The sequence below is a fragment of the Rhodococcus globerulus genome (assembly GCF_019334125.1).
GTDB classification, from domain to species: Bacteria; Actinomycetota; Actinomycetes; order Mycobacteriales; family Mycobacteriaceae; genus Rhodococcus_F; species Rhodococcus_F globerula.
The window spans coordinates 3447559-3470937 of record NZ_CP079698.1; the positions used below are offsets into that span (position 1 = coordinate 3447559).

The 23379-nt window shown below is 61.3% G+C and carries 22 protein-coding genes; 6 read left to right on the forward strand and 16 right to left on the reverse strand.

Translation table 11 applies throughout. The features are described from left to right. Nucleotides 1-5 precede the first annotated feature (5 nt). From KYT97_RS15560 to KYT97_RS15570, 3 genes are all read right to left on the reverse strand, one after another. Complete coding sequence (locus tag KYT97_RS15560; RefSeq protein WP_219110185.1) at nucleotides 6-2186, reverse strand: acyl-CoA dehydrogenase family protein; 2181 nt, start codon at nucleotides 2184-2186, stop codon at nucleotides 6-8. Nucleotides 2187-2220: 34 nt separating this feature from the next. Continuing rightward, entirely contained in the window at nucleotides 2221-3384 is a 1164-nt protein-coding gene (locus tag KYT97_RS15565) for a steroid 3-ketoacyl-CoA thiolase (protein WP_033233804.1), read from the reverse strand. A gap of 180 nt (nucleotides 3385-3564) precedes the next feature. Next, the gene (locus tag KYT97_RS15570) at nucleotides 3565-4176 is read right to left on the reverse strand and encodes a TetR/AcrR family transcriptional regulator (RefSeq protein ID WP_033233213.1); all 612 of its coding nucleotides are present in this window, start codon (nucleotides 4174-4176) and stop codon (nucleotides 3565-3567) included. Nucleotides 4177-4347: 171 nt separating this feature from the next. Between KYT97_RS15570 and KYT97_RS15575 the strand changes: the two genes are divergently transcribed. Continuing rightward, nucleotides 4348-5880, forward strand: a complete 1533-nt coding sequence (locus KYT97_RS15575; RefSeq protein ID WP_219110186.1) for an FAD-dependent oxidoreductase — start codon at nucleotides 4348-4350, stop codon at nucleotides 5878-5880. Between the two features lie 57 nt (nucleotides 5881-5937). On the opposite strand, the gene KYT97_RS15580 is transcribed toward KYT97_RS15575, so the two are convergent. From KYT97_RS15580 to hsaA, 7 genes are all read right to left on the reverse strand, one after another. Further along, nucleotides 5938-7791: an alkyl/aryl-sulfatase gene (locus KYT97_RS15580; RefSeq protein WP_245005831.1), complete on the reverse strand. Its 1854-nt coding sequence runs from the start codon at nucleotides 7789-7791 to the stop codon at nucleotides 5938-5940. Nucleotides 7792-7951: 160 nt separating this feature from the next. Then, nucleotides 7952-8956 carry a TIGR03617 family F420-dependent LLM class oxidoreductase gene (locus KYT97_RS15585; protein ID WP_219110187.1) on the reverse strand — a complete coding sequence of 335 codons (1005 nt, stop codon included), beginning with the start codon at nucleotides 8954-8956 and terminating at the stop codon, nucleotides 7952-7954. A gap of 10 nt (nucleotides 8957-8966) precedes the next feature. After that, complete coding sequence (locus tag KYT97_RS15590) at nucleotides 8967-9839, reverse strand: SMP-30/gluconolactonase/LRE family protein (RefSeq protein WP_095887156.1); 873 nt, start codon at nucleotides 9837-9839, stop codon at nucleotides 8967-8969. Between the two features lie 99 nt (nucleotides 9840-9938). Further along, the gene (locus KYT97_RS15595) at nucleotides 9939-10397 is read right to left on the reverse strand and encodes an SRPBCC family protein (protein WP_045064958.1); all 459 of its coding nucleotides are present in this window, start codon (nucleotides 10395-10397) and stop codon (nucleotides 9939-9941) included. Further along, nucleotides 10390-10740: an ArsR/SmtB family transcription factor gene (locus KYT97_RS15600; protein ID WP_033233216.1), complete on the reverse strand. Its 351-nt coding sequence runs from the start codon at nucleotides 10738-10740 to the stop codon at nucleotides 10390-10392. Before KYT97_RS15600 ends, KYT97_RS15595 begins: the two co-directional genes overlap by 8 nt. 56 nt (nucleotides 10741-10796) lie before the next feature. Further along, nucleotides 10797-12092: a type I glutamate--ammonia ligase gene (locus tag KYT97_RS15605; protein WP_245005832.1), complete on the reverse strand. Its 1296-nt coding sequence runs from the start codon at nucleotides 12090-12092 to the stop codon at nucleotides 10797-10799. 45 nt (nucleotides 12093-12137) lie between these two features. Further along, nucleotides 12138-13304 (reverse strand): 3-hydroxy-9,10-secoandrosta-1,3,5(10)-triene-9,17-dione monooxygenase oxygenase subunit, encoded by a 1167-nt coding sequence (hsaA, locus tag KYT97_RS15610; protein WP_033233218.1) that lies wholly within the window; start codon nucleotides 13302-13304, stop codon nucleotides 12138-12140. Between the two features lie 237 nt (nucleotides 13305-13541). On the opposite strand from hsaA, the gene KYT97_RS15615 reads away from it, so the two are divergent. Genes KYT97_RS15615 through KYT97_RS15630 form a run of 4 tightly spaced genes read left to right on the forward strand, consistent with a single transcriptional unit; the run spans nucleotide 13542 to nucleotide 16308 of the window. After that, on the forward strand, nucleotides 13542-14705 hold the full coding sequence (locus tag KYT97_RS15615; protein ID WP_033233219.1) for a 3-ketosteroid-9-alpha-monooxygenase, oxygenase component: 1164 nt from the start codon (nucleotides 13542-13544) through the stop codon (nucleotides 14703-14705). Then, a complete protein-coding gene (locus tag KYT97_RS15620; protein WP_033233220.1) occupies nucleotides 14683-14979 on the forward strand; it encodes a hypothetical protein in 297 nt (98 codons plus the stop codon). Before KYT97_RS15615 ends, KYT97_RS15620 begins: the two co-directional genes overlap by 23 nt. Nucleotides 14980-15009: 30 nt before the next feature. Continuing rightward, complete coding sequence (locus KYT97_RS15625; RefSeq protein WP_045064968.1) at nucleotides 15010-15798, forward strand: SDR family NAD(P)-dependent oxidoreductase; 789 nt, start codon at nucleotides 15010-15012, stop codon at nucleotides 15796-15798. Between the two features lie 51 nt (nucleotides 15799-15849). Continuing rightward, nucleotides 15850-16308 (forward strand): nuclear transport factor 2 family protein, encoded by a 459-nt coding sequence (locus tag KYT97_RS15630; protein ID WP_219110188.1) that lies wholly within the window; start codon nucleotides 15850-15852, stop codon nucleotides 16306-16308. Between the two features lies 1 nt (nucleotide 16309). On the opposite strand, the gene KYT97_RS15635 is transcribed toward KYT97_RS15630, so the two are convergent. The 5 genes from KYT97_RS15635 to KYT97_RS15655 all read right to left on the reverse strand — a co-directional run bounded on the left by KYT97_RS15635 (nucleotide 16310) and on the right by KYT97_RS15655 (nucleotide 21838). Beyond that, entirely contained in the window at nucleotides 16310-17104 is a 795-nt protein-coding gene (locus tag KYT97_RS15635; RefSeq protein ID WP_219110189.1) for an SDR family NAD(P)-dependent oxidoreductase, read from the reverse strand. 169 nt (nucleotides 17105-17273) lie between these two features. Beyond that, nucleotides 17274-18218, reverse strand: a complete 945-nt coding sequence (locus tag KYT97_RS15640) for a TauD/TfdA dioxygenase family protein (protein ID WP_045064974.1) — start codon at nucleotides 18216-18218, stop codon at nucleotides 17274-17276. A gap of 89 nt (nucleotides 18219-18307) precedes the next feature. Beyond that, nucleotides 18308-19828 carry an AMP-binding protein gene (locus tag KYT97_RS15645; RefSeq protein WP_095887159.1) on the reverse strand — a complete coding sequence of 507 codons (1521 nt, stop codon included), beginning with the start codon at nucleotides 19826-19828 and terminating at the stop codon, nucleotides 18308-18310. Nucleotides 19829-19862: 34 nt separating this feature from the next. Then, nucleotides 19863-20984: a DUF5938 domain-containing protein gene (locus KYT97_RS15650; RefSeq protein ID WP_033233226.1), complete on the reverse strand. Its 1122-nt coding sequence runs from the start codon at nucleotides 20982-20984 to the stop codon at nucleotides 19863-19865. Nucleotides 20985-21034: 50 nt separating this feature from the next. Next, nucleotides 21035-21838, reverse strand: a complete 804-nt coding sequence (locus tag KYT97_RS15655) for an SDR family NAD(P)-dependent oxidoreductase (RefSeq protein WP_219110190.1) — start codon at nucleotides 21836-21838, stop codon at nucleotides 21035-21037. Between the two features lie 189 nt (nucleotides 21839-22027). Here KYT97_RS15655 and KYT97_RS15660 point away from each other — a divergent pair, with 189 nt between their 5' ends. Beyond that, on the forward strand, nucleotides 22028-22735 hold the full coding sequence (locus KYT97_RS15660; protein WP_095887160.1) for a TetR/AcrR family transcriptional regulator: 708 nt from the start codon (nucleotides 22028-22030) through the stop codon (nucleotides 22733-22735). Here the strand turns inward: KYT97_RS15660 and KYT97_RS15665 are convergent. Beyond that, a complete protein-coding gene (locus KYT97_RS15665; protein WP_245005833.1) occupies nucleotides 22732-23355 on the reverse strand; it encodes a TetR/AcrR family transcriptional regulator in 624 nt (207 codons plus the stop codon). The two genes, KYT97_RS15660 and KYT97_RS15665, sit on opposite strands and share 4 nt — an antisense overlap. Nucleotides 23356-23379 lie beyond the last annotated feature (24 nt).

Here is a 23379-nt window from a genome sequence, read left to right on the forward strand (position 1 = left end):
GCAGATCACTTTCCCGGTTCGGGGTCACGAGGTAGACCCAGGATTCGCTCACCGATGATGTTGAGCTGAACATTCGTTGTACCACCCGCGATGGACATGCACTGCGAGTTCAGGAACATCTGAGTTGCAGACATCCGATGCTGGTCGCCCAGTAGCGAACTCGGTCCGGCCCACTCCATGGCCACGTCCCACACCTGCTGGATGTGCTCGACACCGATGAGCTTCGCAACGGAGGACTCCGCACCAGGCTGCGCACCGGACAGCGAGCGCAGCGTGGTCCGCAGACCCAGCAAACCGCCGGACTGCGCGTCACACAGCACCTTTCCGAGTACCGTCAGCTGCTCGTCGTCGATACCGCCTGGCAGTCCGTCGACCAGGCTCAGCAGTGCCTCGCCGCCCGATCCCAGGGAGGAGTCGTTCGACAGCGAGACACGCTCGTTGGCCAGCGTGGTTCGAGCGAGCTTCCAGCCGTCGCCCGGCCCGCCGACGAGGCACTCGTCGGGAACGAAGACGTCGTCGAAGAAGACTTCGTTGAACAGTGCTTCACCGGTGATCTCGCGCAGCGGGCGAATGTCGAGGCCGCTGTTCTTGATGTCGATGAGGAAGTAGGACAGGCCCTTGTGCTTGGGGGCGTCGGCGTCGGTGCGGGCGAGGCAGATGCCCCAGTGCGCGTCGCGTGCCATGGACGTCCATACCTTCTGGCCCTGCAACTTCCAGCCACCGTCGACCTTGGTGGCCTTCGTGCTCAGAGCTGCGAGGTCGGAACCTGCGCCCGGCTCGGAGAAGAGCTGGCACCAGACGATGTCACCGCGCAGTGACGGTGGGACGAACTTGGCAAGCTGCTCTTCGTTGCCGTGCGCGATGAGCGTCGGGATGACCCAGTTTCCGATGATCATGTCGTGCGGCTTGATCTTCGCCGCGCGCAGTTCCTCGGCGATCACGAGCTGGCTGACGGCGTCGGCGGACTTGCCCCACGGAGCCGTGAAGTGCGGTGCGGTGTAGCCCTTTTCCGCGAGGTACGTCTTCTGCGCGGCGCCTTCGAGTTCGAGAGCCGGAGCGAGTTCAGCGCGAACATCGGCGCGGATCGCCTCGGCCTCCGGCGGCAATTCGATGCTGAGCACGCGGCGGGTGCCGGCAATGGTCAGCGCGGCGACACGGCGACGCCAAGAAGCGGTGGAGCCCAACAGAATCCGCAGGGACTGCGCGCGGCGCAGGTACAGGTGCGCGTCGTGCTCCCACGTGTAGCCGATTCCGCCGAGCACCTGGATGCAGTCACGGGTGATGGAGAAACCGGCTTCGAGGGCCGTGGCTCCGGCGACTGCTGCTGCGAGAGAAGCCTCTTCGGCACCGACTCCGTTTGCGGGCGTCAGCGCACGCGCTGCGTCCCAAGCACAGACACGGGCCTGCTCGGCAAGAGCAAGCATCCGGGCAGCCTTGTGCTTGACACCCTGGAACTGGCCGATCGGGCGCCCGAACTGCTGACGCACCTTCGCGTAGTCGGCAGAAGTGGTCACCGCCCAGTCGGCCAGACCCGAAGCCTCGGCCGCGAACAGGGTTGCGGCGATGTCGAGTACACGCTGGCTGTCGATGTCGAGGATCTCGGCGGCGGTGAGCACCAGTCCGTCGACGGTGACCTCGGAATTACGACGCACGACGTCGTAGCTGGCCAAGTCGGTGACCTCGAGCCGGTCGCGTCCGAGCAGAACGAAACCGCTGTCCGTGGCGAGTAGGAACTGGTCGCCGACATGTCCGCCGAGGATGTGGCTCGACGTTCCGCTGAGGGTAGCGGTGTCACCGTCACGGGTGATCTTCAGCGAACCGGGCTGCACGGCAACAGCTCCGAGCGTGCTGCCGTCGACCAGGCCGGCAAGCGGCGCGGTGACTCCGGCGTCGCTGAGGACTGCGCTGACCAGCACGGTCGGCAGGAACGGGCCGGGAACCATGGAGCGTCCCAGTTCCTCGACGACGATCGCGAGTTCGACGAGTCCGTATCCGGCGCCACCGAATTCCTCGGCTACGTGCAGACCCAGAAGGCCCTGCTCGGCAAGCCCGTCCCAGAGTTGCGGGCGGGTCTCGACCTTGGCCTCGACAGCTTCGCGGATGACGGCGGGCGTTGCGTGGCGCGCGGCCCAGCCCCGTACGGAATCGCGGAGGTCGCGATCTTCTTCACTCAATCCAATAGTCATGTCTACCTCGTCAATTCGAAAGTGTGAGTACGGATCAGATGCGTTCGATGATGGTGGCGGTCGAGAGAGCTCCACCGGCGCACATCGTGATCAGAGCCGTGGACTTGTCGGAACGCTCGAGTTCGTGCAGCGCCGTCGTGATCAGGCGAGCACCGGTGGAACCGACGGGGTGTCCCAGAGCGATTGCGCCGCCGTTGACGTTGACCTTGGACAGGTCTGCCCCGTGGACCTGCGCCCAGGAGAGGACGACGGAGGCAAAAGCCTCGTTGATTTCGACGAGATCGATGTCGTTCAGGGTCATTCCGGCCTTGTCGAGCACCATCTGGGTGGACTCGATCGGTCCGTCCAGGTGGTAGAAGGGATCGGATCCGACCATGCCGGATGCGATGATCCGCGCGCGGGGCTTGAGGCCCAGTTCCTGCGCGCGCTCTTCACTCATCAGCAGCACTGCTGCGGCTCCGTCGCTGATCTGCGACGAGTTGCCGGCGGTGTGGATATGACCCTCGATGACCGGCTTGAGTCCGGCGAGCGCTTCCGCAGTGGTCTCGCGAAGGCCGCCGTCACGGGTCACCGTAGCGATCTCGCCGGTCGGCGTACCTTCCTTGGTGACGACCGGAGCCTTGACGGGCACGATTTCACGGTCGAAGCGACCTTCGGCCCACGCCTGGGCTGCGCGGCGCTGCGACTCGAGACCGAACGCGTCGACGTCGGCGCGCGTGATGCCACGCTTCTCGGCAATTCGCTGCGCAGAGGTGAACTGGTCGCCCATGTCGATGGTCCAGTCGTCCGGGTACGGGTTTCCCGTTCCGGGCGCATTTGCCTGGCCCAGGAACACACGACTCATAGCCTCGACGCCGCAGCCGATACCGGCCGAGATCTGACCCGAGGAAATGAGGCCGGAAATCAAATGCACTGCCTGCTGGGCAGATCCACAGGCGCAGTCGATGGTGGTTGCCGCGGTGCTGTACGGCAGTCCGGCGTGCAGCCATGCCTGACGCGTGACGTTGTTGGACTGCTCGCCCGCCTGGGTGACACAGCCGCCGATGATCTGTCCGATGTCTTCCGGGGCGACGCCTGCGCGTTCGAGAACTCCGAGCTGCGCTGCTCCCAGAATCTCGGCGGGGTGCAGTCCCGCCAGCGCGCCGCGACGACGGCCGATCGGTGTGCGGGCGGCTTCGACGATGACTGCATGGCCCATGATGAGCGCTCCTTCGTAGAGATATCGGTTGGTGAGCTGGCTCACCTATCACTTTTCTGCAATGTATTCTATTTATTTAAGTAGAGCAACGCGGCGGTCCACGTTTAGTGCGCTTCTTGAATTAGAATTCATTTCAATTTTGAGAATAAGACAAGCTCAACGCCCGGAGGCGAATCGCTGTCAGTGCCGCGAAAGATTGACCAGAAGCAAATCGCAGCCCTTGCGGATGTCGTACTCCGCGTCGGGAATCGAGATTCGCCCGTTGAGGCAGGACTGAATCACGCCGAACCACAGCTGCATCAGCAGTCGCAATGCGGTGTTGTCGTCTTCGGTGGGATTGTCGATTCCCGCCGCATCCAACACGATCTGACGAAAACCCCGATCGATCTTGCCTGCATCGGGAACTGTTGCGACGTTGGCGGTGCTGGTTGATTGCAGCATCGCTGTCGAGAGGGCCGGCCGACGCAGTAATCCGCGAGTTGCGCGCACCAACACTTCGTAGACGGCATCTTGTGGATTAGCCGACTGCACCTGATGCTTGGTGAAGGTGTCGCCGATCTGATCGATCTGCTCGACCATCACGGCAACGAACAAGTGAGTTTTCGACGGGAAGTAGCGGTACAGCGTCCCGATAGCGACTCCGGCACGCTTCGCGACCTCGTGCATCTGGACGCGAGCAAGTTCCTTCTCCGTCGCCAGCTCTTCTGCAGCTTGCAACATCCGGACATGGCGTGCCCGCTGCTCGTCCGAACTGGGCTCGGCCGCGTCTCTGACCTCGGCAATTCTCGGCACCGTCGCCCCTAATCATCCTGTGAGTGTGTAGCGGCCGCGGACGACCGAGTCAATTCTCGCACCCAATCCCCGCATGTCGGCATATTGCCCGCTGAGTGAGACCTGACATAGCCAACGCGGGCCACTGGGTATTGCGTGTAGGCCCCACCCTCTTCGAGTTAGGACGCAATGATGCAGGACTGGACCACGGAGTGCGACGTATTGGTCGTCGGTTCCGGCGGCGGCGCGCTGACCGGTGCTTATACCGCCGCAGCTGCCGGATTGAGCACCATCGTGATCGAAAAGACCAACCGCTTCGGCGGAACGTCGTCGTACTCCGGAGCTTCCATCTGGCTGCCGGGAACTCAGGTCCAGGAACGTGCCGGCCTGCCCGATTCCACCGAGAACGCGCGCACCTACCTGCGCTCACTGCTCGGTGATTCCGAGTCCGATCGCCAGGACGCGTACGTCGACACAGCCCCCGCTGTCGTCGCGCTACTGGAGAAGAACCCGAACATCGAATTCGAGTTCCGGGCTTTCCCCGACTACTACAAGGCTGAAGGCCGGATGGACACGGGACGCTCCATCAACCCGCTGGATCTCGACCCGGCCGACATCGGCGACCTCGCAGAACTGGTTCGTCCCGAACTCGATCAGGACCGAACCGGCCAGGGCCATGCGCCCGGCAAGATGATCGGCGGACGTGCACTGATCGGCCGTCTACTCGCAGCCGTTCAGAGCACCGGCAAGGCCGATCTGCGCACCGAAACCACTCTCACCTCCTTGATCGTCGAAGACGGCCGCGTTGTCGGCGCCGAGGTCGAATCCGGTGGCGAAACCCAGCGCATCAAGGCAAACCGTGGCGTGCTCATGGCAGCCGGTGGAATCGAAGGCAACGACACGTTGCGCGAGCAGTCAGGCACCCCGGGCAAGGCCATCTGGAGCATGGGCCCGTTCGGCGCGAATACCGGCGACGCGATCAGTGCCGGCGTTGCTGTCGGCGGCGCAACAGCGCTGCTGGATCAGGCCTGGTTCTGCCCCGGCGTCGAGCAGCCCGACGGCAGCGCCGCATTCATGGTCGGTGTCCGCGGCGGCCTGGTCGTCGACAAGGCCGGCGAGCGCTACCTCAACGAGTCGCTGCCGTACGACCAGTTCGGCCGCGCGATGGACGCGCACAACGACAATGGTTCTGCCGTACCGTCGTTCATGATCTTCGATTCCCGTGAACGCGGCGGATTGCCCGCGATCAGCATCCCCAACACCCCTCCCGCCAAGCACCTCGAGGCTGGAACCTGGGTTGCTGCAGACACTCTCGAAGAGCTCGCAGAAAAGACCGGCATCCCGGCTGACGCGCTGCGTAGCACCGTCGAAAAGTTCAACGACGCAGCAAAATTGGGTGTCGACGAGCAGTTCCACCGCGGCGAAGATCCCTACGATGCGTTCTTCTGCCCGCCCAACGGCGGCGCCAACGCAGCACTCACCGCAATCGAGACCGGCCCGTTCTACGCGGCACGCATCGTTCTCAGTGACCTCGGCACCAAGGGCGGCTTGGTCACCGACATCGACGGACACGTTCTGCGCGCCGACGGTACCGTGATCGACGGCCTCTACGCAGCAGGCAACACGAGCGCGTCGCTCAGCGGCCGCTACTACCCCGGCCCCGGCGTCCCGCTGGGTACGGCCATGGTCTTCTCCTACCGAGCAGCCCAGGACATGGCGAAGTAGCACTACACAGGCAAGTGGGGCAGGCGATGTCGTACCGCCTGCCCCACTTGCCTTGTTTCACGGCGTGGCGATATCGAAATTCGGATCGAAGGTATCCATCACCTCGGCCAGCGTCTTCAAAACCGACAGATCACCTGTTGCACTTACTTTCCCACCGTCGAGAATCGCTGATGCGCCACCCGGTTTCAGCAGGATTCCCGCAAGTAGAGGCTTGGGACCGCTGAGCGTCAGTTGCGCATCCGGGACGTGCCCTGCCCGAGCGTTCAACACCGCCCGTCGCACCCACATGTTCCAATCCTGTTTTGTGTCAGCAAAACTGAAGTTGATGGAAATGTCGACGTCGTCCGCCTTTTCTGCGATGAGATGTACTGCCGCGTAGTCGAAAAGCAGATCGATCGGCAGCGCAAGAATTGTGTCGGTTGTGTCGGTGTTGATCTGGCCTGCACCGGTCACCCCGTTCCGCAGTTCCATCGCTGTGGCGAGAAAGATCGAACGATACTGCGGCACTTCCTGCTGGTATCCGAGCTGCTCGTAGGCGTCGGCCTGCAGGTTCTTCGCCTCGACGTCGTCAGGGTCGGCAAAAAAGAGGTGGTGCAGCAGTTGCACTGCCCACCGGTAGTCACCGGACTCGAAAGCGTTGCGCCCTTCGGCAAGCAACTTTTCACGTCCGATCAGGTCGACGTGGCGCATGGCATGATCTACCGGCAACAACGGCAAAATCGTCGCAGGGTCACCGTCCCAGAAGCCGAGCTCCTTGTGGAAGACAGCGCGAACGTTGTGATGCAATCCGCCGTGGTAGTAGCGGTTGTACCACTTCTGACCGATTGCCTCCGGTAGCCGGACGACCTCCGCAGCTTCGAGCGGCGTGTAGCCCTGGTTCGCGAATCGTAGCGCCTGATCGTGAATGAACTTGTACATGTCCCGTTGCGATTCAAGGAATTCCACCACCGTGGCGTTCCCCCACACCGGCCACGTGTGTGGACCGTGATGCACTTCGACGTCGGCACCCCATCGCACCAAGGTCTCATCCAGATACCTGGCGAAGTTGCGCGCATCTCGGGTACGTGCGCCTCGGATCGTCTGGATGTTGTGCATCGAGTGATTGGCGTTCTCGGCACAGGTGAGTGCTTTGATGGCCGGGATCCAGATGTGCATCTCCTCCGGTGCTTCGGTATCAGGAGCGTAGAGGAACTCGAAATCCCACCCGCCGAGATTGCGTACCTCACCGGTCTTGGTGATGCCGTCGGTCGGCGGAATGTAGGTCATGTGGATGTTCATTCCGTCAGCGCCAGAGCCCAGGCCAACGGTCACCAGCCCGCAATCACATTGCGGCAGAATCAAACCGAAGGTGTATCCCATCCGCCGCGACATCGCATTACCGGTGATGACATTCTCGCCGATCGCGAACTTGTTGAAAGACTCGATGGTTCCGGGCGCGACGATCGGGACTTTTCCCGATGCCACGTCTGCTTCGTCGACCAGGCCTTTGACTCCGGCGTAATGGTCGAAGTGTGTGTGGGTGTAGATGATCGCGGCGATAGGTTTGTCATTGTTCAGCTCACGCCGGAACAGTTCGAGTCCTGCTTTGGCAAGGTCGGCGCTGGTGGTGGTGTCGATGATGACGAGCCCGTCGGGGGCGTCGACGATGGTCAGGTTAACCGCGAATCTGACTTGGTACAGACCGTCGACAACCTTGTACAGACCGGACCGCTTCACTACCTGCGACTGGCGCCACAGGCTGGGGTTGACGGACTCTGGCGCAGGTTTGTCGTCAGCGATGTACTCGAGTGGTCGACCGTCGTGGATCAGCTCGCCCTTGTCGTTGAAGACCTGGTCGTTTTCCCACCCGGTGATGAACCCCCGGTCCGCGTCACCAAAATCTTCCCGATCCGACATCGGATAATTAGCCACCGCCGCGCGGTTGATCTCAGCGGTGAATGCTGTTGCTGGTTTTTCCTGCCCGGAACATGACGTCTCCTCCGACTTCGTCTCAGAACCCTCAGGAGTCAATCTGGCCTGCCGACACCGTCGGCGCATCACCCGTAAGAGATGAGATCAAACCGCAGCAGTATTACTCCGCGGCTCGAAACTCCGCGCACATACTTCGGAAATCTTCATCGTCGGCCGGATCCGTCGGGATCGCCAAGGCAACGCCGTCACAGATGCTTCCGTACTTCGTAGTCAGCACTTCCGGCAACTCTGAATACGTGCATTGTGTGATCAACCCGTCAAGAACGTCGTCGGTAAGTACGCCGGCCAGATCGGCCCAGCCGCCCGAGCGCGCCATCGACGTCAACTTCTCACCGACCTCAGGGAATCCCAGTACATCCAACGCAATTCGGTAGGCCGGTGTGGAGTACAGGAACGCAAGCTCTTTGCGTACCGGCTCACGGGCCGCAGCTACTGCGGCGCCATCACGCCCGGTGATCACCTTCGGAACTGCGACAATCCGAGGTTTCCGGCCACCGGACTCGAGCGCCGGAATTATCTTCTCCCCGAGCACTTTCGGATGTGAACTCGTCGGATGTGCAACAAAACCGTCGGCAACCTCGCCTGCCAGGGCGCACATCCGCGCGTTCACCCCGCCCGTCCAGATCTCGGGTGCGGGGACGTCGATCGGCCCCGGATTGAAATACGGCTGCAACCGATTGAATGTGTAGTGCGTGCCCTCGTAGTCGAGAGCACTACCGGATCGGAAAGCCTGGAATATCGACCGGACAGCACCGACGTAATCGCGCAGTTGCGCAACAGGATCAGTCCACGGCATCGAATACCGTCCGACGATGTTTCCGCGCACCTGAGTTGCCAAACCCAACTGGAACCGCCCGCCGGAGAAGTCCGCCAGATCCCAGGCCGCCAATGCCGTCAGCATCGGACTACGCGCAAACGCCACCACCATGGACGTCCGCACGGTGAGCCTGGAACTGTGCTCAATGGCCAGAGCCGCAACGGCAAACGGATCTCGAACGGTCTCCGAAATGTGCACGGTGTCGAAACCGAGTTCCTCGATGCGGCGCACCCGTTCCGCAACGTGCCGGAGCGGGGTATCGGCAGGCAGCGACGTCACTAATTCCATGTGAATCCAACTACTCCAGACGTATCGACAACAACTTTCCTTCCGTTGCCACCTTACGTGCGTGCTCGTTGAAATCCGGTGCCGCACAGACAAACAGTGTTCGTCCGTCTGCCCCACCCAACCCGCAGGCAAACACCCCGGTTTCGAAGGGAATCTCGTCGATCACTCCAGATCCCGCCGCCACATGAAGTATCCGACTACCGATTGCGTCGGCTACCCACATCGAATCGTCCGCATCGATGCAGCACCCGTCGGGCGCGATCACCATCTGGGAAATGGTGGACTCCATCGTCGAACCATCAGGCACGCCGCCGAACGTCGCCCAATCACGACGCTCCCCCAGGGAACCGTCGTCCGCGACGGAGAAAACACTGATGCGATTGCCCAAGGTCTCGTCCACCAGCAGTTCCCCACTGGAAGTCAGTGCCATGCCGTTGGGAAAGTGCAGATCCCGCGCCACAACATGCACGCTGCCATCCGGATCGACCCGCAGCAGATCCGCAGTCTCCACCGCCGCCAGATTCATCAGATCGAACCCGAAGTTGCCGACGTACGCACGGCCGTGAGCGTCGACGAGCATGTCGTTGACGTTGCCGCTCACATACGTCGACAGGTCCGCATGAACGACCAGTTGCCCGTCCGGTTCGCGACGAAGGACCTTCTGATCGCGCATCGACACCACAAGCAACCTGCCGTCCGGCAACCAGCCGAGACCCGACGGCTGCCCGGGAACTTCGGCCTCGACGCGAACATCCGTTCCGTCTTCGCGAGCCGAAACCACCTGGTGGCTATAGAAATCCGATACCCAGATGCGGTCGTCGTGCCAACGTGGGCATTCGAAATAGGTGTAGCCGTCGAGTACGACGGTCGTCTCACGCGCCATGGCCTTGGACTCCCCTTAAATCGGTGAAGTGCGGTATCGGTGAAGTGCGAGCTTTCCGCCATTCAATCACCGGCACCGGGACACAGGGCCCGATTGCGACTATTCAGTCATCAACTCCTCGAAGATGTCGAAGGCCTCGTTCCAACCGTCGTACACATTCCCATCGCCCTTGAATCCGGGGATACCAACCAGGTGGAACGTCATTTCCGTCTTGTCCCCTTGCTCCACCAACGTGACGGTGATGCGGGGTGCACTCTCGACCGACTCCTCCGGGTTACCCCAGGTGAAGACCAGCCGCTTCGGCTCTTCGACTTCGAGATAGGTTCCGCCTGTCGGGTATTCGGCGCCGTCCTCGTCGTTGATCATCAAATAGCTGTATGTCCCACCAACGCGCGGGTCGATGGCGACGTGCTCGCGGGGGCTCCTCACACCACGCGGGTGCCACCAGCGCGCCGCCTCGTCCGGGTCGGTCCAGGCACGCCAGAGAAGTTCGCGCGGTGCGTCGAAGATTCGGATGATGGTGAATTCTGCGGTCTGATCGACATTGTGCTCACTCATTGCCCTTCTCCTTCTTCAATTCGGGATTCTTCAGTTCACGGAGTCGCTCGTCGAGAAGATCGAAACGCTCGTTCCAACCGCGACGGTGTTCCTCGACCCAGACGGCTGCGTCGTCCAGACCTTCGGCGCGCAGCGTGCAGGTGCGCCATTGCGCAGAGGCCGTCCGTTCGATCAATCCGGCCTTTTCGAGCACCTTCAGATGCTGCGATATCGCCGGCCGACTCATCTCGAACGGCTCGGCCAATTCCCCCACGGTCATGGAACCGCTGGTCAAGCGTGACAGCATCGCACGCCGGGTGGGATCTGCCAACGCCCCGAATACCGCGTCGAGCTCATTGCTCATTTAAGCAACTCCTTAATTAAGGAACAACTTAAATTTAGAACGCCCATCGGTCCCCGTCAAGCACTCCAGGCGTATCGCAATCGCTCGACGAGCACCGACTCGTCCAACTCCGAGCACCGTGACTTTTCGAGTGCTTTCACGGCAACCATTGCGTCGATGATCGCGTCTCCGAGGACACTCTTCGCAACTTCCGACAAACGCAGTCGTTGCAGCATCTCGCCCATCTCGGTCGGCATGCGCGTAATCGAAAGCACCGCCCGCTGTGCATCAGCCAGACCTGACGGATTGACGCTCACTTCCGGCGGCAGCGTCAGCGCACCGGCAATACCCGCATGCATGGCGCCGAGAATGACAGCAGTAGCAAGATACGGATTCGCGGAGGCATCCACCACTTTCACTTCGACGTTGGCGCCGTGAGGATTTCCGATGGATTCGGCGCAGAATCGGACTGCGGCCTCGCGGTTTTCATGACCCCAACAGATGAAGGCACCTGACCAGGTGTCGGGCTGCAACCTCAGTCCCGAAAGCGGCGACGACGCCAACACCGCGCCCAGGTCTGCGAGGTGAGCGAGCAAGCCACCCACCGCACCGGCACCGTCTTCGGTCATCCCGTAATCCTGTTTTCCAGCGGAGAAGATCGGCTTGCCGGATCGAGTCAACGAAATATGCTGATGTGCACCGTTTCCCGAGCCACCCACGATGGGCATCGGCGAGAACGATGCAGCCATTCCGTGCGATCGGGCGGTGCGGCAGATCAGAATTCGGGCTGTGATCACGCTGTCCGCCGCTTCGAGCGGTGACGCCGGCGCCAGCGAGATCTCGAACTGTCCGAGGCCGTACTCCGCGTGAAACTGTTCGATATTCAGTTGGGCGCGTTCGGCATTCACCAACAGATCCCCGACAAAGCTCTCCTGCGCAAGTGCAGCTCCGAGTCCGTAGGCGGACCATTGTTCGGCCACAACCCCGCCGAAGAGTGTGAACTCGATTTCGTGACCCACCCGAGCTTCGAGATTGTCGTGCGCAAGCGTCTGGACTGTGCGGCGTAGTGCCGTTCGACTGCACACAGCCGATATCGATCCGTCCAACTCGTGCAGGGTCGCAGGCGCCCAGGACACATCGTCCCCCACGGCACGCAGGTCTGATTCCGCGATCCTCAACCGAAGATCACCCACCGCGGAAAGCTCCTCGGTGAAGGCGAGGGCGTCGTCGGCGCAGAACACACTCCAGCTCGGCGACGCCCCCATCCCGCTGGTGACAAAAACGTCAACCCTGTTCGCGGGCACCATTTTCGCCCGCGAAACACCAGCCAGATCGACAATCGACCCGATGATCAGTTCGGAGGTGTACCTCACAGGGCGGAGGTTACCCCGCAACCTCACATTGTGAACCCGGGACAGTCAGATCAGATTGTCTTCGACCGGCAAACCGAATGCTGCCCGTCCGTACAGCGCCAGCGCCCGCTCCGGTTCGTTTGCCACATGCACGCTGCCCGCGTGAACGTCACGCCACGCCCGCTCGATCGGGTTGCCGCGCGACAGCGAGTTTCCGCCGGCCGTCTTGAACAGCATGTCGATCGCTTCCACCGAACGCTCCGTAGCGCGAACCTGGTCACGCCGAGCACGCAGCCGCATCGAGAGAGGCAGCTCCTTACCGGCCGCGGCGAGTTCGTACATCTCGCGGACGTTGCGATCCATCTGCAGAATCGCCGCATCGATCTCCGACGACGCCCGCGCCACGGCCACCTGAGCGAATTGGTCCTCGCTGAACCGTCCACCGCCCAGGCTGAGCCGAACACGCTCGCGCATGACTTCGAGGTAACCCTCGTAGCAACCGGCGACAATTCCCACGCAAGGTGCTGCCACCGTCGACGTGAAGATAGTTCCGAAGGGCAATTTGTACAGTGGACCGGGATTGACCGCCTGGCCGGGTCCCTGCAAGTGGGCCGTCTCGTAATTGCGCTTCAACCGGTGCTCGGGGACAAAGGCCTTCTTCACAACAATTTCGTTGCTCGCCGTCCCGCGCATGCCCACCACGTCCCAGACGTCACGGATCTCGTAATCGGTGCGCGGTACCAACACAGTCATGAAGTCGACCGGGCGGCCGTCCATTCCCACAACCATCGCTCCAAGCAAAGCCCAGGTGGCGTGCTCACACCCGGAGGAAAATCCCCAGTTGCCGGACAGTTCGTATCCGCCTTCCACCGCCGTCAGACGACCGACCGGCGCATAGGCGGACGAGATGAGCGTCGACTGGTCCTCGCCCCAGACATCTGCCTGGGCACGGTCGTCGAAGAGGGCCAGATGCCACGGATGTACGCCGACGACGGAGGCGACCCACCCGGTCGACCCGCAGGCTGCAGAAATCGCACGAACCACTTCGTAGAACTGGACGGGATCACTCTCGGCGCCGCCGTAGCGCTTGGGCTGCAGCATCGCGAAGACACCCGCATCGCCAAGCTCACGAATGGTTCGATCCGGTATCTTCCTGGAGTCGTCCACCTTCTGAGCTCGCTCGGCAATCTTGGGAAGCAGATCGCGAACGGCGCTCAGAACCTTGTTGACCATGGGAAGACACTCCTTGCACCGATCAACGGAAACTGGATCGGCAAATAGACATAGCGGATGCCCCGTCACGATATCTTCTTCCGCGATTCCGCTGACCGGAAGTCCCGGAGGCCGGGACTGATGCCGTCTTCGACTCGGTCACACACTGGTCCCGCCTAGTGAGACGACGGCCAGAGCGCCCATCACGGCTCACCTAGCGTCAGTCTGACATTGACCCTGGAAAGGACGGGACTCATCGTGACGATCAATCAGTCCGACAACGACGAGGTTCGCGAGATCCAAGCTGGAACCGCACCTACTCGCTTTGCACGTGGATGGCACTGCATTGGACTCACGGAGTCCTTCAAGGACGGCGAACCGCACTCCATCGAGGCGTTCGGCACCAAGCTCGTCGTCTTCGCCGACAGTGAAGGCAACGTCAAGATTCTCGACGCGTACTGCCGTCACATGGGTGGCGACCTGAGCCAGGGCACCATCAAGGGCGACGCCATTGCCTGTCCGTTCCACGATTGGCGCTGGGGCGGCAACGGCAAGTGCCAGAAGATTCCGTACGCACGCCGCGTTCCCCCGCTCGCAAAGACGCGTGCATGGCAGACCCTCGACCAGGACGGCATGCTCTTCGTCTGGCACGACCCCGAGGGCAACCCGCCGACGGACGACGTAGCCATCCCCCGCATCGAAGGCGCGCTCAGCGACGAGTGGAGCGACTGGGTCTGGTACACCACGACCGTCGACACCAACTGCCGTGAAATCGTCGACAACATCGTCGACATGGCGCACTTCTTCTACGTGCACTACTCCTTCCCGACGTACTTCAAGAACGTCTTCGAAGGCCACGCCGCAACGCAGTACATGCGCGGCGTCGCTCGCTCGGACATGCGTCCGCACGCAGCAGGCACCCCGAAGATGGTCGGCAGCAACTCCGTCGCCACGTACTTCGGCCCCTCCTTCATGGTCGACGACCTTACCTACGAGTACGAGGACTACAACGTCGACTCCGTACTCATCAACTGCCACTACCCGGTCAGCGCAGACAAGTTCGTCCTCCAGTACGGCATCATCGTCAAGAAGTCGGATCGTTTCCAGGGCGAAGCCGCCGACGCGATGGCAGCGAACTTCGGCACGTTCATCGCCAAGGGCTTCGAGCAGGACGTCGAGATCTGGAAGAACAAGACTCGCATCGAGAACCCGCTCCTGTGCGAAGAGGACGGCCCGGTCTACCAGCTCCGTCGCTGGTACGAGCAGTTCTACGTCGACGTCGCGGACATCGCTCCCGAGATGACCGAACGCTTCGAATTCGAACTCGACACCGCGCGCCCCGTCGCCGCCTGGCAGAAGGAAGTCGAAGACAACCTCGCTGCGAAGAAGGCAGACGAAGATGCAGCCTCTTCAGTGCGCTGAGTGCAAGGCGCAGGTCCTGGTCCAGAAGAACAGTTGGGAACACACCACCGTTCAGTGGAGTGACCAGGCCCGCGCCAAGTGCCTCGAGATCGCCGACGAACGTGAATTCGGGCAACGTGAGGGACGCCCAGGCGCTCCTCGCAAGGAGTGCGGCGCCTTGATCGCGTCCATCGTGAACGCTGCAACGGCAGGCGAGCTCGAGATCCTCAACGACGAGCCGGTGCCCAAGCCGATCGTCGACGACAGCGAACCCGTTCCCGCCCCGTTTCATTAGTCAAGCCAACATCTTTCGAAGAAGGTAGTAATGATCGATCCTCAGTACTACGGCCCGTGGGCAGTCATCGCCGGCGGTTCCGAAGGTGTCGGCGCGGGGTTCGCCGACGAGCTCAGCAAGCTCGGTATCAACCTCGTGCTCATCGCCCGCAAGCCGGGCCCGCTCGAGGAGACCGCGGCCAAGGCACGCGCCAACGGCGTCGAAGTACGCACTCTTGCACTGGATCTGCTGGTTCCCGACGCGCTCGATCAGATCAAGGCTGTCACCGACGACGTCGAGGTTGGCCTGCTCATCTTCAACGCCGGCGCCAACAGCTACGGCCACGAGTTCGTCACCGGTGATCTGACGGGATTTGCCGGAGTCATCGAGCTGAATATCAACAAGCAGCTCGAACTCTCGCACCACTTCGGCGGATTGATGAAGGATCGCGGACGCGGCGGCATCATGCTGCTCGGTTCGCTGGCCGGATTCATGGGTTCCGAGCACCAGAGCATCTACGCAGCGTCCAAGGCATTCGGACGCATCTTTGCCGAGAGCCTGTGGCTCGAACTCCAGCCGTACGGCGTTCACGTCGTCGAGTTCATTCTCGGGGTGACGCGCACACCGGCTATGATTCGCGCCGGTCTCAACTTCGACATCCCCGGCATGAACGTCGCCGAGCCCGAAGATGTTGCACGCGAAGGCCTCGAGCACCTTGCCGACGGCCCGATCTGGGTTGCCGCAGGAAACTACGAGGGCGCTCAGAAGCGCAGCGGCTTCCCCCGCGACAAGATGGTCAAGGGCGCTGCCGAAGCGATGCGCAAGCTGCTCAACCGCTGAGATCTGCTGTGCGCCTTTATTAACCCCCCGACGTTAAGAAAGGCGCACAGCATGAGCGTCGACATCACGATTCTTCACGCCGAACGCGAGATCACCCGCTCCATCTTCGAGTTCGCCCGAGCCATGGACGCTCGCGATTGGGACGAACTCCACCGGATCATGACGCCGGACGCTACTGCAGAACTGGGTACCGGAACGCTGCGCGGACCCGCCGAGGTCGTGGCTTCCATCCGCTCGTTCCTCGACGAGTGCGGTCCCACCCAACATCTGATCGGCAACGTGCTGGTCGAGGTGGTCGGCGATCTCGCCACCAGCCGCTCCTATGTCAGCGACATGCATGTTGGCACCGGGAGCAAAGCTCACCTGAACTTCTTCACCCTCGGCGACTACCACGATTCGTGGGCGCGGATCGACGGAACGTGGCGAATGACGCACCGCACCAAACATTCCCACGCCAGCCAGGGATCTATCGAGGTTCTGGGCACCGGCCCCAGCGGTTGGCGGAGCTGACTCAGCTCAACATCGACGAACGGCCGGTCGCGAGCGGGCTCTTGCTGGTGAGTCCCCCGTCGACCACCAAGGTCTGCCCGCTCATGTAGCGAGATTCGTCCGAGGCCAGGTAGACCATGGCGTGCGCGATGTCTTCCGGCTGCCCGAGGTACGGCAGAGCGTTTGCCTGCTTCATTTCTTCGATGACGTCAGCCGGGATGTTGTCCACGAGTGCGGGTGTCATGATCGCACCCGGTGCCACGGCGTTGCACCGAATGTTCTCCGGCCCGTACTGAACAGCGATGTACTGAGTCAGCCGGATCACCGCAGCCTTGGCCGCACCGTAGGCCGACTGCAAAGAATCACCGATCAATCCGCCCACCGACGCGGTGTTCACGATCGACCCACCGCCTGCCTTGATCATGTGCGGAATCGCCAGCCGCGACGCGACAACGGTGCTGCGAGCATTGAGCGCCATGACGCGATCCCACTCGTCCAAGTCCATCCGAAGCAGATCAAGATCCTTGCGCGGATTGCTTCCACCGACGTGATTACACAGCACGTCGATGCCGCCGAATTCGGCTACTGCTCGGTCGATCATCGCGGCGACGGCATCTTCGTCCATCACATTGACGCCGAAACCTACTGCAATACCGCCTGATTCACGAATCGAAGCAGCAGCCTCCTCCGCGTGAGACGCATCAAGATCGGCAACCAGAACCTTCGCACCTTCTGCAGCCATCAACCCTGCCGCAGCGCGCCCGATCCCGCTGGCCGCCCCCGTGATCACAACATTCTTACCTTCGAGCCTGTTCATCTTCGTTCCTTTCGGCGTATCACCGAGCTCCGGATCTCCCGTTAGGCGAGAAATACCCAATTGATCCCAGTGAACGCCTGACGAACGGCTCGGTTCAACTTTCTTGAATGAACTCACAAGTACGTGACGAGTGGCCTTGCCCCTGCTACACCCGAAATTCGGCGGGCGGCTACACGATCCCAACCGGCCGGTCACCGACGATGGAGATCCGATCCATCACGCGCCGCGCGGGAAAATAATCACTCGACGCATAGTGCTGACACGTCCGATTATCCCAGAAGGCAACGGTATTCGGCTCCCATTTCAACCGGACCTGGAACTCCGGACGGTTGACGTGCCGGTACAGCAGGGTGAGAAGTTCGTTCGACTCCTCTTGCGAAACGCCGACGATCCGCTGCGTGAAAGTCATGTTCACGAACAGGACCCGTCGGCCGCTCTCGGGAATAACGCGCACAACCGGATGCCGAACCGGCGGAAATTTGGGGCGCAGCATGTCTACCGCTTCGGCCGGCATCGACTTTCCGAACGCGTTGATCCAATCATGCTCGGCTTCAAGGTGTTCGATGCGTTCTTTGATGTCCTGCGGCAAGAGGTCGTACGCCGCAGCAGTGTCAGCCCACAACGTGTCGCCTCCAACTTCCGGCACTTCGACGGCTCGAAGAACTGCCGCAAAGGACGGATGCTCGTGCCACGTCACATCGTTGTGCCAGTTGTTCTCGACGCCCCCAACCATTGCGTCCTTGGCCAGCGTCGTGACGTCGATGTCGGTCTGACCAGGCTGGGTGTATTTGAAGAACGGATGCTGCTCCAGTGAACCCCATCGTTCCGCGAAGGCACGATGCTCCGCGCGGTCGATGTCCTGGTCCCGAAAGAACAGCACCTTCCACTCGAGCAAGGCGCGGCGTAGTTCGGCCATGACCTCGTCGGACAGGTCGCCACCCAGCCGCAGCCCCGAGATTTCCGCACCGATGGTGGGTGTGTGCGGCTTGACCGCAAAATGGATATACGGCTCTGGTGCAACCGTTTCCGGATTCCGTTTTGCCACTAGCGGGCCATACGCAGCCAATGGGTCCGTCGGAATCGGAAAGATCATGGTGGGAAACAGGACGGCCATCTTCAGACTCCCTCGAGTACAGCGACAGTGAACCAGATCACTTCAACTTTAAGGAGACGCCCTTAACCTGTCAATGACTCATCCCGGACTTATCCCAGCAACACCCCCTTGATCTCGTTCTTGAGCACCTTCCCCACTTTCGACCGCGGCAGATCTTCCCAGACGACAACCTCTTTCGGTGTCTTCACGCTTCCGATGCGAGCCTTCACAAAGGCCATGACTTCGGCTCCGTCGATGACAGCTCCCTGATGCGGCTGCACTACAGCCACAACGCGCTCGCCCCACTTGTCGTCAGGGAGGCCGATCACCCCACAGTCCTGAATTCCCGGATAGGCCATGAGGGCCTGCTCGACCTCCACCGAATAGACGTTGAATCCCCCGGTGATGATCATGTCCTTCGCCCGGTCGACGATGAACAGGAAGTTGTCCTCGTCCAGATATCCGATATCACCAGTGTGATGCCATCCGTGTGCCGATGCCTCCGCACTGGCTTCGGGGTTCTTGAAGTACCCCGCCATCACCAGCGAACTGCGAATCACGACCTCACCGCGTTCTCCGCGCCCGAGCAGTTGCCCCTTTTCGTTCATGATTGCGACGGTGACCAAAGGCGACGGGCGTCCGGCGGAGGACAGCCGCTCGGTTGCAATGGCACCGTCCGGGCCGAAATGGTCCTTCGGTGCCATCGTGGAAATCATCATCGGCGCTTCGCTTTGGCCGAACAGTTGCGCCATGACCGGCCCGATCTTGGTGATCGCCTCCCCCAGCCTGGTCGGCGAGATGGGCGCTGCGCCGTACCAGAAGCATTGCAGCGAGCCAAGATCCGTGTCCGCCAGATCGGGATGCTCGAGCAGCATATAGATCAGCGTCGGCGGCAGGAACGTGTGCGTGACCCGATGCCTCTGTACGTTCTCCAAGAAGGCACCGAGATCGGGTTTCGGCATGATGACAACCTCCCCGCCCAACGCCATAATCGGGAAGCAGAGAACCCCGGCCGCGTGTGTCAACGGCGCCAACGCGAGATACACGGGACGACCCTCGAACGGGTAGCTCATCAACGTGATCGCTGTCATCGTCTCGATATTGTGGCCGGTCAGCATCACACCCTTGGGGCGCCCGGTGGTGCCGCCGGTTCCGACGAGCATGGTCACGTCGTCGGGCGGCGACGCCTCCGAATCTTGCTCCCCGAGCCATTTCCCGAGTGACGGCGCCCAGTCGGTCTCACCGTCGATGCAGACCAGCGTCGCCAATTTCGGCAGCGCCTGCCGGATCGAATCGACAAGAGGCGCATACGACTTCTGAAAGAACAGGGCCCGAGTATCGAACAGATCCAACAGGTCACGGTTTTCCGCAGCCTCGTTACGTGGATTGATCGGACACCACACCGCACCCGCCCGGCTGATACCGAAAACGCACGAAAACGAGATCGGATCATTGCCGGACAGGATGGCCACTTTGTCTCCCGGGGCAATCCCGGAGGCTGCAAGGGATGAGGCAAACCGGCGACTGAACTGTTGAACGTCACCGTAGGTGAGCGTGCGCTCCCCCATCGTCAAACATGGCGCGGTGGAACCGAGAGAGGCTCCCTTGTCGAGATAGTCGGTCAAACGCATAGCGGGAGCCTCTCAGGCAGAATCGAATGGTGGTCTAGGTGTTGACGGTGATTTCCGGCTCCAGCACCAAACCGAAACTCCTTAGCGCACCGAGCAATTCACGGTGTCCGAAGGCCTGGCACGCCGACGCCAACCCGGCACGCTTGGGCGGCTGCTGCAGCAGCGAGTGAGCCGCGTACGCCTGCAGCAGGCCCGTCTGCTTGTAGTTGCAGTTGCCGTGGATGACGACGTGAGCACGTCCGAGCGGACCGGATGCGTACACCGAGTCCATCGACGTGTTGATGCGCGGGTTTTCCCGTGGCGGCATGCCTGCCTGCACCGAACCGGCGATTTCCGCCAGCGCTGCCTCCTGCTGATCGGCGGGCAACGTCTTGATCTGCTCTTCCACCATCTTCTGGGTGGCAACAACACCTTCCATCACCGACCGATCGAACACGCCACCCGCAGCCTTGACGTTGGACACGCGCGGGTCGTTCTTGAACCACACAGGATGACAGGTTCCGCCCCACGGCAAAGCGAGAGCGGTTTCGTGCTGACCCGGAACAACAACGTCGAAGGTCGAACCGGGCGCCCACTGCACGTACTTGTTCTGCTCGAGGTAGTACCAGTCGGCTTTGAGGATCGTGAAGATGGTCTGGGTGGACGCGTACGTGGGAAAGCCCTTCCACAACACCAGAATATCGAGCGTGTCGAGGCCCGGATTCTCCAGCGCGATGTTGGCAGCGATCTCACCTGTCGTGTACATCTGCGCAATACCGGGTGAGAGCAACAAGCCCTTCTCCTGGTACTTGTCGCCGAATTCCTCTTGGACGTCGAGAACCCAGTCCTGCTCACCGGTGGTGTCCATGTAGTGGCAGCCGGCATTGAGCGCTGCCTCGACCACGGTGCCACCCAACTTGATGAACGGGCCAACCATGTTGCTGACTACCTGTGCGCCGGTGAACAACTCGGTCAATGCTTCTACCGTGTGCTCCACCTCGACCACTTCGTGATCAACAGTGTCGAGGCCGGGGATCTTGTCGAGCACTTCCTGGATGCGTGCGGCATCTCGGCCGGCGGCGATGAACGGAATGTTGAACTCACGCAGGTATTCACACACGAGGCGTCCGGTGTACCCGGAAACGCCGTAGACGACGACTGGCTTCTTGTCAGACATGTTGGTTGAACCTTTCGAAGTTGGGGTCGAGCCGAAAAAGACTGTGTGGGTTACATACCCATGCCGCCGTCGACGGGCAGGCCGATACCGGTAATGAAGCGGGCAGCATCCGAGGACAGGAAGACGACCGCGTCCGCCATGTCGTTCACTTCACCGAGACGCCCCAGCGGGGTGAGACCGATGACGTCGCCAACGGCCGCCTCCGCACTGGGCCACAGACCGAGTTTCTCCATGTCCGACGCAAGACCCAGCCCCATCTCCGTCGCGACAAGTCCCGGATAGACGCAGTTCACGCGTACTCCGTAGCCGAGTTTGCCGGACTCCGTCGCAGCAACGCGGGTAAAACGGTCGACGGCGGACTTGGTGGCCGAGTACCCACTGATTCCGGGAAACGGAATAGTGGCCGCAACCGACGAGATGTTGATGATGGAACCGCCGCCGCCGGCAATCCCACCAGGCCGCATGCTGCGCAAACCGTGTTTGGTGCCGAGCGCGGTGCCGAGGATGTTCACCTCACACATCCGGCGGATGTCATCCGCGTCCAGGTCCACCACGAGCGAAGAGATTTCAATGCCCGCATTGTTGACGAGGATGTCGAAACCGCCCAGGGCCTCCGTCGTGGCAGCGACCGCGTCAGCCCAGTTGGCGTCGTCGGTGACGTCCAGCTTCACGAAGCCGGTCTTGGCTCCGCCCGAACCGACGGCCTCCGCGGTTGCCCGGCCCTCGTCCTCGAGAACGTCGCCGATCATCACCGACGCTCCCGCCTTTGCCAACGCCTCTGCCATTCCTGCACCGAGACCCTTGACGCCGCCTGTGACCAGTGCTTTTCGTCCCTCGAGATCAAACACGCTCATTTTTCACTGCCTCCATGACTGAAATGAATCTCGCGATGCCACCGTTCACAGCGACGCTGCCAAGTGGCGTGTGTCACAGAGTATTCAACTTTGGACGAGTGTCAAGAGAAATCTTGACGACTGTCAAGATTTTGTTACACGATCGTCAAAGAGCAGGGACTACACTGTTTCCAGCAGCCGGTCATACTGATGGCACACATCGCACGAACAGGACGTAACGCCGTGACTACTACCGTCGAGAATGCAAGTGGGACAAGTAAAAAGTCCTCCCCGAGCAATGCCGACAAGGTCTCACGTCGGCAGGTCGACAAGTTCTCGGATCGCCGCGACGAGCTGGCCGAAGCAGCGTTGCAAACGCTCGCCGAACTCGGATATGCGCGGACCAGCCTGCGCGAAATCGCTCAGAACTCCGAGTTTTCGCACGGCGTCCTGCACTACTACTTCAGCGACAAAGTCGACCTCATCACGCACTGCGTGCGCCACTACAAGGCGCGTTGCGTCACCCGCTACGACGGCATAGTCTCCACTGCGCAGACACCCGACGAGCTGCGAGCGGGCTTCGGGGCTATCTTGGCCGAGACCATGATCAACGAGGCGACCATGCACCGGCTCTGGTACGACCTGCGAGCACAGTCTCTGTTCGAGGATTCTTTCCGCGCGGATGTGGCCGCGATCGACGAAAGCCTCGAAAACATGATCTGGCGCATCGTCAGCCGCTACGCAGAGCTCCTCGACACCGAACCCACCATTACGCCCGCCGCTATGTACGGAGTTTTCGACGGCCTGTTCCAACAGAGTCTGCTTCGCCATTTCTCCGGCGACGCGAGCGCAGCCACGTATCTGTCCGACACCGTACAGTCGATTCTCTCACAGGTGGTGCCCACACCACACGCCTAGCGGGCAGCGATACTATCCGTGACAAACCTTGCGCCACGATCGAATTCGGCCACCACATCGTAGCCGGCATCCTGACGCCAGAACCTGACCAGCGTGCTGTAGACGCCACCGATCATCTGCGCCAAGAACAACGGTGGATAGTCGGCTCGAACTTCACCAGTCTCGAGACCTGCCGTGACGATGCGCAACAGTTCCACGTGAAACCGCTTGTCGTGGGCGGCTCCCGCACCGGATGCGGCAAAGTCGCGTTCCAATTCCGTTGTCACCATACGCAAATAGCGTGGATGCTTCACCGCTTGCAGTGCAAAATCCTCGAAGAGCTTGACAATTCGATCCGTCGTGGACATCGGCGTACCCATGAGCTTGTCCACCATTGACGCCAGCCGATCCAGATGGTCGCTGTGCAGCGCTTCGAGAACCGCATCCTTGCCCTGAAAATAATTGAAGAAAGTAGCCCGCGAAACTTCTGCCCTTTCGGCGATATCGTCGACGGTAGTGCTGGCAAATCCTTGCGCCGAGAAGAGAACACGGGACGCGGACAACAACCGATCGTTGGTGTCGCGCTTGTTCTGCTCGCGTTTGGAAACCATGCCTTTGGAAACCACGTCTTTCGAAACCACGCGGACTCGCCTCCTCAGCCCTTG